The sequence below is a fragment of the Dyadobacter subterraneus genome (assembly GCF_015221875.1).
Taxonomy (GTDB): Bacteria; Bacteroidota; Bacteroidia; order Cytophagales; family Spirosomataceae; genus Dyadobacter; species Dyadobacter subterraneus.
The window spans coordinates 5,355,026-5,368,909 of record NZ_JACYGY010000001.1; the positions used below are offsets into that span (position 1 = coordinate 5,355,026).

Sequence of the window (13,884 nt, forward strand, 5' to 3'; positions counted from 1 at the left end):
TAAATTTGACTCGAATCTATTTGTAATACCCAAGAAACTAAAATACGACAAATACCGATATGGCAGAAGTAATCCGTATGCCCAAGATGAGCGACACCATGGAAGAAGGTGTTATTGCAGAATGGCACAAACAAGTTGGTGATGTAATCAAATCCGGTGAAATTATAGCCGAAGTCGAGACCGACAAAGCTACTATGGATCTTGAATCGTATTATGATGGTACTCTTCTTTATATAGGCGTTAAAAAAGGCGATGCTGTTCCTATCGACGGCGTAATGGCCATCGTAGGTGAAAAAGGTGAAGATTATAAATCCTTGCTGGAAGAAGGTAGTGGAAATGGAGCTGCTGCGGGCAATGGCAAAGCAGAAGCACCAAAAGAAGAACCTAAACCAGAAAAAGAGGTAGAAACTGCAACACCTACTGCTGAAAAAGCGCCGGCTGCACCTGCTGCAAAATCTGCTGAAAAAATCAATGCTGCCGTGGTTCGTATGCCAAAAATGAGCGATACGATGGAAGAGGGAACTCTGGTTTCATGGCAGAAAAAAGTTGGAGATAAAGTAAAATCAGGAGACATTCTGGCGGAAGTCGAAACCGACAAAGCTACTATGGAACTTGAAGCATATGAAGATGGTACTTTGCTTTATGTAGGTATCAAAGAAGGCGAAGCAGTTCCGGTTGACGGAATTATCGCTGTTATTGGTGAAGAAGGATCAAACGTTGAAGCTTTGCTTGCCCGTGAAAACGGAGAAGCAGAGCCGGAGGCTGCACCTGCTGCAAAAACAGAAGAAGCTGCTCCTGCAGAAGCTGAAAAAGCGACATCTGTTGCTGATTCAGGAGAACGCGTTAAAGCATCGCCTCTTGCACGTCGCTTGGCTGACGAAAAAGGAATTAACATTAATCAGGTTGCAGGAAGCGGTGATAATGGCCGTATCGTAAAACGTGATGTAGATGAATTCAAACCAGCTGCCAAAACAGAAGCTGCACCTGAAAAAGCTGCTGAATCAGCTGCCCCTGCTGCGAAACCAGAAGCACAACCTGCTGCGGCGCCTGCAAACGGAGATTTTGTTGACACTCCGGTTTCTCAAATGCGTAAAACGATTGCACGTCGTTTGAGCGACAGCTTGTTCACTGCACCGCATTTCTATGTTACCATGGAAATCGTGATGGATAAAGCGATGGCATTGCGCCCTCAATTGAATGAAGTTAGCCCAGCTAAAATCTCATTCAATGACTTCGTGATCAAGGCTTGTGCAATTGCGTTGAAACAACATCCTGCGGTTAACTCTGCATGGTTGGGTGACAAGATCAGAAAATACAACTATGTAAATATCGGAGTTGCCGTTGCGGTTGACGAAGGACTTTTGGTTCCTGTGATCCGTGATGCTGACAAGAAAAATCTTTCTACCATTTCAGCAGAAGTAAAAGATTTTGCCGGTAAAGCAAAAGATAAAAAATTGCAGCCAAAGGATTGGGAAGGAAATACATTCTCGATTTCAAACCTGGGCATGTTTGGTGTAGATGAATTTACAGCCATCATCAACCCACCGGATTCTTGTATTTTGGCTATTGGCGGTATCAAGAAAGTTGCTGCTTTCAAGGAAGACGGAACTGTATATCCTACTAACATCATGAAAGTTACACTTTCTGCTGATCACCGTGTTGTTGACGGAGCACTTGCTGCCCAGTTCCTGAACACTGTGAAGAAGCTATTGGAAGAGCCGATGAGCATGTTGGTTTAAAGTTGTAATTAACAAACACACACTTATATATGAAATCAGAAGACCGTTTAAATCAGATTGAGCCACTTATTGCTAAAATGCTTATTAAGTTGGATCAGACCGCAGCGAAAGTTGATAGAGTTTCAGAGGATGTTGCCGAACTCAGAGTTTCGATGAAAAGAAATTCCGAAACATTGGACAAGCATACTGACATTTTATTTAAACAAACTGACGCTATATCATTCCTTTTGGAAAATCAGTTATCAACGAATAAGAAGATTGATAATCTGGAAATAAGAATCGATAGAGTTGAAGAGCGATTAGATAGAGTTGACGTTCGATTAGATAGAGTTGAAGTTCGATTAGATAGTATTGAAGTCCGATTAGAGAAAGTAGAGGACAAACTAGAGAAAGTTGAGGACAGATTAGAGAAAGTTGAGGATAGATTAGATAAGATAGAAGTGAAGATTGACAAGATTGATAATCGACTAGACAAAATCGAAATTACAACCGACGCTATCTTAACATTCCTGAAAAACAAAAACTAGTTTTTCGAAATGATTTCAATTTAAAAAATACAATAATGTCAAAAGTGTCAGGTTTTATAGCCTGGCACTTTTGTTTTAACAACAGATTAAATTTCTGCGCGTTTGGCAGATATCATTTAGCATTCACAATTACACTATGGAAAAAATACATGCAACCACCGTCCTTGGCGTACTTCACAATGGCACCGTATCATTGGGTGCAGACGGACAAGCGACGATGGGTAATACAGTAGCAAAAAGCAATGTAAAAAAAATACGCACGCTTATGGGCGGCAAAATTCTTGTTGGTTTTGCAGGATCCACGGCTGATGCTTTTACACTTTTGGAACGTTTCGAAGAAAAACTTAACGCGTATGGCGGCAACATGAAACGTGCTGCGATCGAACTTGCAAAAGATTGGAGGACAGATCGTTATCTACGAAAACTCGAAGCTATGATGATTACTGCTAATAAAGATGAAATTCTGGTAATCTCAGGGACAGGCGATGTTTTGGAACCTGAAAATGGAATTGCAGCAATTGGTTCTGGCGGAAACTTTGCTTTGTCTGCAGCTCAGGCTTTGAAAAAACATGCAACACACTTGACAGCTGAGGAAATGGTTCGTGAAGGGTTAACGGTTGCGGCTGATCTTTGTATTTATACAAACCACAATCTTGTTATTGAAAAAGTTGTTCAATAAAAGCATTTGAAAGCGGTTGAATTTCTCAGCCGCTTTCTAATCTTAGAGTAACTTTTCAATTTTATAATATTCAATTTCTTCTTTGAAAAAGGGCTCGGAAAACTTTTTAAATCCTACCCTTTCATAAAAATTCAACGCGTCCGTTCTTGCATCACACCACAATCTTTCGAAATTATTTTCTTTGGCATATTCGATTACTTTCAAAATCATCATCTTACCAAGTCCACGGTTTTGATAATCCGGTAAGGTTGCAAATTTCCTGAATCGCAGACTTTTTCCTTCTTCAAATAATGAAATAATCGTTACGAGCTCAGAATTTTCATAGAGCCCAAAGTGAATTCCTTCTTCATCCCCTTCCACTTTTACAAATTCAAACGGTTTGTCAGGCCAAAGCACTTTATGCCGGATTGGCAGAATAGCCTCCACTGACACTTTTTTAATTTCTACACTCATATCGTTTTTTCAAAATCCCGCCAGAAGGGTCATTAATCTTACTAATTCTTCGGAAATAGTGCGGCTGCTTTCCTGCTGATATTTGTTTGCAATCATCGCAAAACTTAATACGGCACCAGACTTTGTCGTGATATAACCTGCATAGGCCCTTGTGCCTTCAATAGAGCCGCTCTTTGCCCGAATATTTCCGGCTGCCTTTGTTCCCTTACCTAAATTTCTTACTGTCCCATTAACACCCAAAACCGCTATGCTTTTGTAAAAATCAGGATAGGACGCTTCTTTCGTTGCCAGACTCAAAATCTCTGTCATGTTATTTGTCGTGACCGAACCTGATGGTGAAAGTCCGCTGCCATCTTTTATAAAAAATCCACGCATATCTGCTTTTCTGTTCCACCAATAATTGGTCACGGCTTTCGCCGCGTCGTCATAATCCGATTTCCCTTCCAATCTTTTTCCTGCCATTTTCAAAAATGAATCTGCATATAAATTGACACTCCAATAATTAGCCTGCTGACATATTTCTTTCAGAGGTGGAGATTTATATTCGTCCAGCATTTTTCTTGGTCCCGGCATTATAACCGACTTTGTTAATTTGAACGTCACTGTCTCTGGAATTACCGGAATTGTGTTGGCTAGACTTTGTTTTAAAGCATAAGCTACATAAGCTGCCGGATCAGGAATTGATCCTTTAACCGAAAAAGTCGGAACACCTTTTGGCACAGTTCCCGTGAGAATGACATTAGTACTTAGCGGATTTCCGTAAACAACTGTTTTATCACCAGAACCTCTTTCACCCGTTGTTACAAGATTTTGAAAAATTAAATAAGAAATTGCAGGTTCAATGCCCAGAAATGCAGCCGGATCATCTTCATCAACACCAGGTTTAAATTTGATACGGTATTGATTATCGTTGAAGTTTAATCCGGAAACACCGGCACCATAATAATTTCCCAGGTCGCCCCAAATCCAGCTATCTGCCAAAGTGTTTTTATCAAAATATGAAGCATCTGCCAAAACATCACCTTTGATATATTTTATTCCAGCTTTTTGAATAGCAGCTGTCCATCGCGCGATCAATTGTGAGCTGGATAAATAATCTTTAAATCTGTCACTGCCAAGTGACGGATCGCCGGTTCCTCTTATGTAAATATTACCCACCAGAGTATCGTTCATAATAAAACCATCATATTCCAGGAAGGTTTGGTATCGAAAATCACCTCCCAGTATAGATAGAATTGTTGCTGTACTAACTAGTTTTAATATAGAAGCAGAAGGCAATGACTTTTCAGAATTAATAGCAAAAATTGTTTTTTTATCTGCCACCGATTTTACGCTTACTGACAGCGTTCCATTCCTGATCAGCTCGCTATTTTGAAGTTCAAGTACGGCATCGCTAAAACCGGTTAAAGCCAAACTATCAATTGATTGCGCCTTTCCTGCAAAGAAAATAAGCATGCAGAAAAAGGTATATATTAATTTCATAAATGTTTATTCGGTCAGCGCTAATTCCCAAAAAGTAATATTCTTATGCTAAACTATACAGACTTAGCCAATTCTAAGTCTCTTTTTTGATACTTTTGTATTTAAATGTTTAAGTTAGTTTGATGATATTCCGCAACAATTGCCGTTATTATACATGCATTATCTTGCTGCACGCTTTTTTACATTAACTTAATCTTTTGATAACACTTTACGATTCGAAATAATATTGATTTTTCCCACAAAGAGAAGAATCGCAATATAGATATTCACGGTATCACATAAAACATGAAATTGACATTTTGGGGAGCCGCCCAACAAGTTACCGGTAGTATGTTTCTGCTCGAAACAGACGATTACCGGATTTTGATTGACTGTGGCTCAGATTTTGATTTAGATGAAAAAGACAGAAAAACACGCTATGATGAACAAAAAAGTGTTTTCCCTTTCGATGCAAGTTTGATCAATACGGTGCTATTAACGCATGCACACATTGATCATTCCGGCAACATACCTAACTTATTTAAAGAGGGATTTGAAGGCAGAGTGGTTTGTACGGAGCCCACCTTGGCACTTACTTCCCTGCTTTTAAAAGATGCTGCACACTTACATCAGAAAAGACTGAATTCTCATAACAGCTCTTCCAATAAAAAAAGAGGACGCAAAAGGAAAGATGTCCCACGCGATTATTTTGTAGAAAAAAACGTCATTGAGGCACTGGATAATTTCGTCCCTGTTTCTTTCGGACAGCGGTACCGAATTGCCGATCATGTTGCTATAACGTTTTATGCAGCCGGGCATTTGCTGGGTGCAGCGCATATTGTTGTGGAAGTAACTGAAAACGGAGAGAAGAAAAAGATCTGTTTTTCCGGCGATATTGGCAGAAGCAATTATCCTTTACTAATTGATCCACAGGAAATTCCACAAGTTGATTATCTGGTTTGTGAATCTACCTACGGAAACCGTCTTCATGAAGACACCACTTCCCCTGCCGAAGCGCTTGCAGATGTGATCAAACGTACCTGTATTGACATACCTGGAAGATTAATCATTCCATCTTTTAGCGTTGGCCGTACGCAGGCATTACTTTTTACATTGAATAAAATCTATGCGGACCATGCTTTTCCGAATCTGAAAGTATTTTCGGATAGTCCGCTGGCGCATAGCAGTACAAAAGTTTATCAGCGCTATGTGAAATTGTTGAATAAAGAAGCCAGAACTTTCCATGCCGATAATGACATTTTGTTCGATTTTGACAATTTGATTTATCTTGAAAGTTCGGACGCCAGTCGTGCCGTTTCCAATTATAATGAACCCTGTATAATCATTTCTTCATCAGGAATGGTGCAGGGCGGACGGGTTGAACAACATGTGGAAGCAAACATCGGTAATCCTTATGCGACTATCCTGATGATCGGATACGCAAGTGAAGGAACGCTGGGCTGGAGGCTTTTAAATGGCCAGGATAGCATTTCTATTCGTGGAAACAAGCTGCCAGTCTTGGCTAATATTGAAAAAATTGACGTATTTAGCGGCCACGGAGACCAAAATGACTTGATGAAGTTTGTGAAAATGCAGGATCCTGAAAAATTAAAAACGGTTTTTTTGGTGCATGGTGAACATCAAAGCATGACAGATTTCCAGGGTAAAATTAATGAATTAGGCTATAAAACGGTCGAAATACCGTTGCGGGGACACTCCTATGAACTTTAAGCCTCAGCCACAAAGAAGAAATATAACATGAGAACATACCTTGATTTTGAAAAACCAATGGCCGAGCTAGAACGTAAGCTCGAAGAGATGAAGACATTAGCGCAGCAAAATAACGTTGATGTTTCTTCCGCTATTTCCCTTCTGGAAAATAATATTACTGAACTTCGTAAGGAAATTTTCGGAAAGCTCACCAGCTGGCAGCGTGTTCAGCTTTCGCGTCATCCGGACCGCCCTTATACGCTTGACTACATCCAGTTGATTTGTGATGAATTCATTGAACTTCACGGAGACCGTCAGGTTAGAGATGATCCTGCGATGATTGGTGGATTGGCGAATGTAGGCGGACAAACCTGCATGATCATTGGTCAACAAAAAGGAAGAAATACAAAACAGCGTCAGCATCGTAATTTTGGTATGCCAAATCCGGAGGGTTATCGCAAGGCTTTACGTCTAATGAAACTGGCTGAAAAATTCAATGTTCCTATCGTTACGCTTGTTGATACGCCTGGTGCATTTCCTGGAATGGAGGCGGAAGAACGTGGACAAGGTGAAGCAATTGCCCGTAACATCAAGGAAATGTTTTTGTTGAAAGTACCTGTTATCTGTATTATTATTGGTGAAGGTGCTTCGGGAGGAGCAATTGGAATTGCAGTTGGTGACCGTGTGTTGATGCTTGAAAATACCTGGTATTCTGTAATCTCCCCTGAAAACTGTTCTACGATTTTGTGGAGAAGCTGGGATTTCAAAGAACAGGCAGCAGAAGCAATGAAAATCACTGCCAAGGATATGAAAAATAATAATCTGATCGACGGAATCATTGCCGAGCCGCTTGGTGGTGCGCATCTGGATCATGCTTGGATGGCTGCTGAAGTGAAAAAAGTAATTTTAAGCAATATCAAAGAACTTTCTTCGATAAACCCGCAAAAAAGAATTGATCAGCGAATTGATAAATTCTGTGCCATGGGTGTAGTTGTTGAATAATCAAGCTTTTAGGAGTTCATGAAAAACAGCCGTATTAAAAATATCGTTTTTGACCTGGGTGACGTCATTCTTAATATTGACGTACCTCTTGCTTCCAGTAACTTTGGGAAACTTAGCGGTAAAGAACAGCATGAAGTTTTGACTCTTTTCAAAGAAAAAGAACTTTTCCGTTTGTTCGAAACCGGCTTGGTAGACGAGGATGCATTCAGAAATATGGTCAGGGAAGTACTCGAATTCCCTGAATGGTCAGAAGAAATTATTGATACAGCCTGGAATAGCCTTTTGCTTGACATTCCACCAGCAAGAATTGAACTGATTAAAGAACTTGGCAAAAAGTACCGCCTTTTTCTATTAAGCAATACCAGTTCCATTCATATTAAAGAAGTTAACAAAATTCTTCACGCCGCATCAGGTGTAGAAAAACTGGATGATTTATTTGAGAAAGTATATCTGTCCTACGAAATGGGCAAGATGAAACCGGATCCGGCAATTTATTTGCAGGTTTTGGAAGAATCAGGCCTCGTAGCGGAAGAAACACTTTTCCTTGATGATAATCCTGATAATATAACAGCAGCTTCAAAATTGGGCATCGACACCATTCTCGTACAAAAGCCTGTCACAATACTGGACTATCTTAAAGATTATGTCGCCTAATTCCCGCACACACCTGATTCAGGCTTTACTTTTTGTTGCTACGCTTATTACGACCACAATGGCTGGTGCCGAGTGGATGTTTGGTAATATTTTTTCTTTTGTCAGCACATTTATTCACTTTCTGGCAGAGAAAATGTCGGGAAATCAGGTTCCTGAAACTGGAAAGCCAATGGGCTGGTCTCAGTTTTTTATGGGATTTCAATTTTCAATTCCATTTTTAGCGATCCTTACCATTCATGAATTTGGCCATTATTTCACAGCCAAAAAACATCAGGTAAAAGTTACACTTCCCTACTACATTCCATTGTGGTTCGGGATTTCACAGAGTATCGGTACCATGGGCGCGTTCATAAGAATTACTTCTGTTGTCCGTTCAAGATTGAAATTTTTCGATATTGGTATTGCCGGACCGTTGGCTGGTTTCGTAGCTGCATTGGTTGTGTTGTGGTACGGATTTACACATTTGCCACCAGCAGATTATATTTTCACAATACATCCTGAGTATGCACGTTACGGACTAAGTTATCCGCAATTTGTATATGAAAACTCAGCCGGAAACATTGTTTTAGGTGATAATATCCTTTTCTGGTTCTTTAAGAATTTCGTAGCGGATCCTGCACGTTTGCCTCACGCATACGAAATCATTCATTATCCCCTTCTTTTTGCGGGATACCTTGCACTATTTTTTACGTCATTGAATCTTATTCCAATCGGTCAGCTTGATGGCGGACATATTTTGTATGGAATGATTGGTAAGAAAAAATTCGATGTTGTTGCTCCTGCGCTTTATATCGTTTTTGTCTTTTACGCCGGACTTGGAATGTTCAGAGCTGAGGAATTTGCCATCAGCAGCGACTCGGTTTTCTATGAACATTTGCTTTCGCTGGTTATCTACATTTATTTCCTTTATATCTGTCTAAGACGAATCAGTGAAAACGCTTCGAACGCGCTGATGGTAAGTTTGATGATTGTTGTTGGTCAGTTTGGCTTGTCATTTTTGCGTCCTGAATGGGAAGGTTATTCAGGATTTCTGCCGTTTATTTTTATTCTTGGAAGATTTTTGGGAATTCGTCATCCTGAGACAGAGGAAAACAAACCTATCGGTACAGCACGAATGATATTAGGTGTAATTGCCCTGATAATCTTCATTATATCATTCAGTCCCAAACCGTTTATTGTACTCTGATTTTCGCTGAGCTACCTAAACTGGCTTATCCCAATACTATCCAACATGCTAAATGCCATCGCCGCATTCATATTTCGTATTGCCGGTTGGAAAATTATTGGCAGACCACCTTATGAAATAAAAAAAGCAGTTTGGGTTGGCGCACCGCATAATTCCAACTGGGATTTTATGGTTTGCCTGGGTGCTCGCGGAGAAATGAAAATAAATGTCGGTTTTCTTGCCAAAAGTCAGCTTTTTAAATGGTATTCGGGTTGGTTGTTCAGAGCATTGGGTTGTTATCCGGTTTACCGAAACAAATCCGGAAATCTGGTCGAAGCAGTCGCAGCCATGTTTAAGCAAAACGAAACGCTGCACATAGCCATAACACCGGAAGGAACACGAAAAGATGTTGAAAGACTGAAAACAGGCTTTTATCATATGGCCCTTCTTTCCGATGTTCCTCTGATTTTGATCGGATTTGATTATCCCCGCAAAGGACTTGTCATCAGCGAACCCATTTATTTGTCAGGAGATTTACAAAAAGATCTAAAACCGGTTTTTGATTTTTATCTGACTATCGAAGGAAATCATAAAACCTGGCTAAATGAATATGAACGTACAGGTGTTATTCCTGGCTTCAATAAAAATTAGGTCGCCAATACTTTTACCCCTTAACCAACAAACAATTTAAAAGGATAACTTACATAAGAATCCAAATCTTATGTCATGCCATCACGCCGTAAATTTTTACAATTCTGTTTTACAGCTCCGTTTCTTGTTCGGAGTTTACCTTTTTCTGAAGGAAAAATAAATACCGTAACTGGCGAAATTAATGCGTCCGATCTTGGCAAAACTTTAATTCACGAACACATTCTTGTTGATTTTATTGGGGCTGATAAAATCAATCCTAACCGCTGGGATCATCAGAAAGTAATCGATAAAGTGTTGCCCTATTTATTGGAAGCAAAAAATCACGGAATAAAAACATTGGTAGAATGCACGCCTGCTTACCTTGGCCGCGACGTATCACTATTAAAAAAACTATCCGGTTTAAGTGGTTTAAATATTCTGACGAATACAGGTTTTTACGGCGCTTCAGACAACAAATATCTCCCGGAATTCGCCTTTAAAGAAACAGCAGAACAACTAGCCTCACGTTGGATTACCGAATTTAAAAACGGAATTGACGGAACAGGAATCAAACCCGGCTTTATAAAAATTGGCGTAAATTCAGGAAGCTTATCACCGATTCATCAAAAACTGGTAAGAGCTGCGGCAATAACACATCTCGAAACCGGATTAACAATTTATTCTCACACTGGCCCATCCTTACCTGCTTTTGAAGGAATTGAAATATTGAAAAAAGAAGGCGTTCACCCGGAAGCGTTTGTCTGGGTTCATGCAAGTAGTTCGGAGGATGATGATTTTCTTAAAGCTGCAAAAATGGGCGCATGGATAAGCCTGGATGGCATTAGTGGAGAAAATTTGGAGAAAAACGCTGTCTTGATTGAGTTAATGAAGAATAATAACTTACTCAACAAAGTCCTCATTTCCCACGATGGAGGATGGTATAAACCTGGTGAAGAAAATGGCGGGACTTTCACAGGTTTCACTACGATATCCGATAAATTTCTTCCTCTTCTGAAAACCAAAGGATTCACAGATTCAGAACTTGATCAGTTATTGATAAAAAATCCGGCTTCTGCCTTAAAAATCCGGAAACGTAAAGTCTGATTTAATTCGGAACAGAAATCTCAAAAACAGTCCAGCCGTTAATTCCGGAGGTTAGCGAAAATGTAAAACCGTGACTAAGTAGGATTTCTTTTGTAAGCGTTAATCCTATCCCCTGTCCATCTTTTTTTGTACTGAAAAAAGGATTAAAAAGTTGAATAGCTGCTTGCTGCTCTATTGGTTTCCCATTATTTCGTATTAACACCTTCCCTCCTGAAACTTTCAGCTGAATCAAATTTCCAGTTTCACAGGCTTCTATTGCATTTTTAATTACATTGACAAAAACCTGCTCCATTTGTCCGGAATCCAGATCCATCCAAAATTCACCAGTTTCAAAAAAGTCAGTTTCAAGCCTAATTCCCTTTTGCTCAGCCATAGGACGCATAAATGTTCCTACACTTTTCAGTAAGCCGACAACATCTGTTTTTTCTTTGAAAGGAACTGGCAGGCGGACAACATCAGCAAAATTCCGCATAAAAATCGTTAGTTTTTTATTTCTGTCCGAAGCAACGCCAAGTGCCTCCCTCAGATCCAGAAATGAATCTTCTGCCAGATAATTTCTGGTCGTTTGAAGAATAGAACCCGTAGCACCGAGCGTATTGTTCACTTCGTGAGCCATCATTCTGATCACTTTTCCATAAGCCTTTTTTTCTGATTCCAGAATATCTGTTGTCAACTCTTCAATCATCAAAAAAGATCTCCGAAAACCCTGGTCCATAAAATGGGAACGCTGTACTTTGTAGGTTTCAATACTATTAATTTTAACAGTTCTGGATTCCCCATCCTGTAAATCTTCCAACTGGGGAAATAAAGCAAAATCTAATTCTTCCAATTTTTTACCCAGCCAGAAATCCTCATTTTTTTGAAATAATCTTCTCGCTTTTTCATTAACAGAAGTAATTTTTTCATCAAAATCCATAATCAGAATAGCGATCGGTGAAGCCTCAATCAGCTTTTCCAGAAAGAAATGTTGTTCGTTTAATTTGATCCTTTCCTCTCTGAGTTGATCAATCATGAGATTATAAACCTCAATTAAAATATCAATTTCACTCTTGCCGGTTTGTACAAATTTTATCGCAAAATCCTTATCCTTTATCGCTTCAATACCAGATCGAACATATTCTATCGGCCTTAAAAAATCTCTATAAATCTGTACTGATATGATGATAGAAATCAGGATTAAAACTTCCGAGGCTATAAAATAGATTTTTTGATCTCTGAGCAATACAAAGATCATCACTATCAACACGATATGAAGTATTCCAATAAATAAAATGTAACGAAGCCGCAGCGAGATTTTCATGAAGATGAGTACAGATTAGTTTTCAGATTCATAGGAAATCCCATACTTTTCCAGTCGGCGGTACAAGGCAAATCTGGTAATTCCAAGTGCCCTGGCGACTTTTGATATTTTCTGCTGATGGAATTCCATGGCACGGATAATCATCTGATATTCCATTTCTTCCAATGTTATCGTCCCAACCTCCGGCAATGAACTTTTAACGGTTGGGCGCAAATCAGAATTCATATTTTGTTTGAAATCTTCCACTTCAAGTATGTCATCTCCGGCTAGTAAAACGGTACGTTCTACTATATTTTTTAGCTGACGAATATTACCCTGCAAGGTCAGTGTTTTCAGCCATTTCAATGCCGTTGTGCTAAGTTGTAAAGCTGGTCGTTCATAAATTACTTTTAAATTATTCATGAAAAAATCAGCCAGAATAGGAATATCTCCTGGTCGTTCTCTTAATGCGGGAAGCTTTACAGTAATCAAATTAATTCTATAAAAGAGATCTTCTCTGAAAGTACCTTGCGCTACCATTTCTTCCAGATTACGATTGGTAGCACAGATAATCCTGACATCCACAGTCCTACTTTTACTGCTTCCCAAAGGTTCAAAAGTTCTTTCCTGCAAAACTCTCAGCAATTTCACCTGACTGGCAAGATCCAGTTCCCCTATTTCATCCAGAAAAATGGTTCCCTTATGCGCCATTTCAAACCGACCAGCCCGATCTGTTTTTGCATCTGTAAAAGCACCCCGAACGTGACCAAACAATTCGCTTTCAAACAAAGTCGATGAAATTCCTCCCAGATTAACTTTTACAAATGGCTTCGTTTTTCTTTTGCTATTGGTATGAATCGCTTCGGCAATTAATTCTTTCCCGGTTCCGCTTTCTCCTGTAATTAGTACGGGCGCGTCTGTTGCGGAAACACGACCGACTGTTTCCAGTATTTGCAGCAGCTTGGGATCTTCTCCTACGATATTTTCAAAATGATATTTCTGTTCCAGTTTCCGACGGTTGGCAGTTTGTGGTGCCTGATGTGCCAGGTTTAAAATCGTATTGATGGATTGAAGGAGATATTCATTTTGCCAGGGTTTGGTAATAAAATCTCTGGCGCCTTCCTTCATACCTTTTACTGCAAGATCAATCGTTCCCCAACCGGTAATAAGTATGACGGGAATCTTTGGATTATACTTATGAATTCTTTGAAGTAAATGCATGCCTTCATCTCCGGAAGTTTCAATGGAAAAATTCAGGTCTAATAGAATTAATTCAGGGATATCATTTTTCAATACTTCAAATGTGTCCTCAGGCGAGCCGGCACCTTTGACACTGAATCCTTCTTTTTTGAGGAGAAGAGCAAGTGAGGTTCTGATGGCCAGGTCGTCGTCTACTATGAGGATCATAAGGTTTGGTTTATTTCACGCAAAGGTTTTGAGGTTGGTAAAGAGCGTGGAGTTAAGGTTAAAGATTGTTTTAG

The 13,884-nt window shown here is 39.6% G+C and carries 13 protein-coding genes; 9 read left to right on the forward strand and 4 right to left on the reverse strand.

The features are described 5' to 3' along the window. Positions 1–59: 59 nt before the first annotated feature. From IEE83_RS22440 to hslV, 3 genes are all read left to right on the forward strand, one after another. The gene (locus IEE83_RS22440; protein WP_194122724.1) at positions 60–1,739 is read left to right on the forward strand and encodes a pyruvate dehydrogenase complex dihydrolipoamide acetyltransferase; all 1,680 of its coding nucleotides are present in this window, start codon (positions 60–62) and stop codon (positions 1,737–1,739) included. Between the two features lie 29 nt (positions 1,740–1,768). Continuing rightward, the gene (locus tag IEE83_RS22445) at positions 1,769–2,266 is read left to right on the forward strand and encodes a hypothetical protein (protein WP_194122725.1); all 498 of its coding nucleotides are present in this window, start codon (positions 1,769–1,771) and stop codon (positions 2,264–2,266) included. 136 nt (positions 2,267–2,402) lie between these two features. Continuing rightward, a complete protein-coding gene (hslV, locus tag IEE83_RS22450) occupies positions 2,403–2,945 on the forward strand; it encodes an ATP-dependent protease subunit HslV (protein ID WP_137343122.1) in 543 nt (180 codons plus the stop codon). 42 nt (positions 2,946–2,987) lie between these two features. Here hslV and IEE83_RS22455 read toward each other — a convergent pair whose 3' ends face one another. After that, positions 2,988–3,398, reverse strand: a complete 411-nt coding sequence (locus tag IEE83_RS22455; protein WP_194122726.1) for a GNAT family N-acetyltransferase — start codon at positions 3,396–3,398, stop codon at positions 2,988–2,990. 9 nt (positions 3,399–3,407) lie between these two features. Continuing rightward, entirely contained in the window at positions 3,408–4,880 is a 1,473-nt protein-coding gene (gene dacB / locus IEE83_RS22460; RefSeq protein ID WP_194122727.1) for a D-alanyl-D-alanine carboxypeptidase/D-alanyl-D-alanine endopeptidase, read from the reverse strand. A 285-nt stretch (positions 4,881–5,165) separates the two neighbouring features. Between dacB and IEE83_RS22465 the strand changes: the two genes are divergently transcribed. The 6 genes from IEE83_RS22465 (at position 5,166) to IEE83_RS22490 (ending at position 11,124) form a co-directional block, all read left to right on the forward strand. Then, positions 5,166–6,590: an MBL fold metallo-hydrolase RNA specificity domain-containing protein gene (locus IEE83_RS22465; RefSeq protein WP_194122728.1), complete on the forward strand. Its 1,425-nt coding sequence runs from the start codon at positions 5,166–5,168 to the stop codon at positions 6,588–6,590. Positions 6,591–6,617: 27 nt separating this feature from the next. Then, on the forward strand, positions 6,618–7,571 hold the full coding sequence (locus IEE83_RS22470) for an acetyl-CoA carboxylase carboxyltransferase subunit alpha (protein ID WP_194122729.1): 954 nt from the start codon (positions 6,618–6,620) through the stop codon (positions 7,569–7,571). 18 nt (positions 7,572–7,589) lie between these two features. Further along, positions 7,590–8,225: an HAD family hydrolase gene (locus IEE83_RS22475; protein ID WP_194122730.1), complete on the forward strand. Its 636-nt coding sequence runs from the start codon at positions 7,590–7,592 to the stop codon at positions 8,223–8,225. Further along, a complete protein-coding gene (locus IEE83_RS22480) occupies positions 8,215–9,411 on the forward strand; it encodes a site-2 protease family protein (RefSeq protein ID WP_194122731.1) in 1,197 nt (398 codons plus the stop codon). The genes IEE83_RS22475 and IEE83_RS22480 overlap by 11 nt, the downstream gene beginning before the upstream one ends. Before the next feature lie 45 nt (positions 9,412–9,456). Next, entirely contained in the window at positions 9,457–10,041 is a 585-nt protein-coding gene (locus tag IEE83_RS22485) for a 1-acyl-sn-glycerol-3-phosphate acyltransferase (protein WP_194122732.1), read from the forward strand. A 75-nt stretch (positions 10,042–10,116) separates the two neighbouring features. Beyond that, complete coding sequence (locus tag IEE83_RS22490; RefSeq protein ID WP_194122733.1) at positions 10,117–11,124, forward strand: phosphotriesterase family protein; 1,008 nt, start codon at positions 10,117–10,119, stop codon at positions 11,122–11,124. A gap of 1 nt (position 11,125) precedes the next feature. Here the strand turns inward: IEE83_RS22490 and IEE83_RS22495 are convergent, their stop codons facing one another. Continuing rightward, positions 11,126–12,424 carry a sensor histidine kinase gene (locus IEE83_RS22495; RefSeq protein WP_194122734.1) on the reverse strand — a complete coding sequence of 433 codons (1,299 nt, stop codon included), beginning with the start codon at positions 12,422–12,424 and terminating at the stop codon, positions 11,126–11,128. Positions 12,425–12,439: 15 nt separating this feature from the next. Continuing rightward, entirely contained in the window at positions 12,440–13,810 is a 1,371-nt protein-coding gene (locus tag IEE83_RS22500; RefSeq protein ID WP_194122735.1) for a sigma-54-dependent transcriptional regulator, read from the reverse strand. Positions 13,811–13,884: the final 74 nt, after the last annotated feature.

Coding starts and splice junctions, on each gene's coding strand:
- IEE83_RS22500 (WP_194122735.1), bottom strand. CDS start 13,810: ATGATCCTCATAGTAGACGACGACCTGGCCATCAGAACCTCACTTGCT.
- IEE83_RS22445 (WP_194122725.1), top strand. CDS start 1,769: ATGAAATCAGAAGACCGTTTAAATCAGATTGAGCCACTTATTGCTAAA.
- IEE83_RS22455 (WP_194122726.1), bottom strand. CDS start 3,398: ATGAGTGTAGAAATTAAAAAAGTGTCAGTGGAGGCTATTCTGCCAATC.
- IEE83_RS22495 (WP_194122734.1), bottom strand. CDS start 12,424: ATGAAAATCTCGCTGCGGCTTCGTTACATTTTATTTATTGGAATACTT.
- IEE83_RS22440 (WP_194122724.1), top strand. CDS start 60: ATGGCAGAAGTAATCCGTATGCCCAAGATGAGCGACACCATGGAAGAA.
- IEE83_RS22475 (WP_194122730.1), top strand. CDS start 7,590: ATGAAAAACAGCCGTATTAAAAATATCGTTTTTGACCTGGGTGACGTC.
- hslV (WP_137343122.1), top strand. CDS start 2,403: ATGGAAAAAATACATGCAACCACCGTCCTTGGCGTACTTCACAATGGC.
- dacB (WP_194122727.1), bottom strand. CDS start 4,880: ATGAAATTAATATATACCTTTTTCTGCATGCTTATTTTCTTTGCAGGA.
- IEE83_RS22490 (WP_194122733.1), top strand. CDS start 10,117: ATGCCATCACGCCGTAAATTTTTACAATTCTGTTTTACAGCTCCGTTT.
- IEE83_RS22470 (WP_194122729.1), top strand. CDS start 6,618: ATGAGAACATACCTTGATTTTGAAAAACCAATGGCCGAGCTAGAACGT.
- IEE83_RS22485 (WP_194122732.1), top strand. CDS start 9,457: ATGCTAAATGCCATCGCCGCATTCATATTTCGTATTGCCGGTTGGAAA.
- IEE83_RS22465 (WP_194122728.1), top strand. CDS start 5,166: ATGAAATTGACATTTTGGGGAGCCGCCCAACAAGTTACCGGTAGTATG.
- IEE83_RS22480 (WP_194122731.1), top strand. CDS start 8,215: ATGTCGCCTAATTCCCGCACACACCTGATTCAGGCTTTACTTTTTGTT.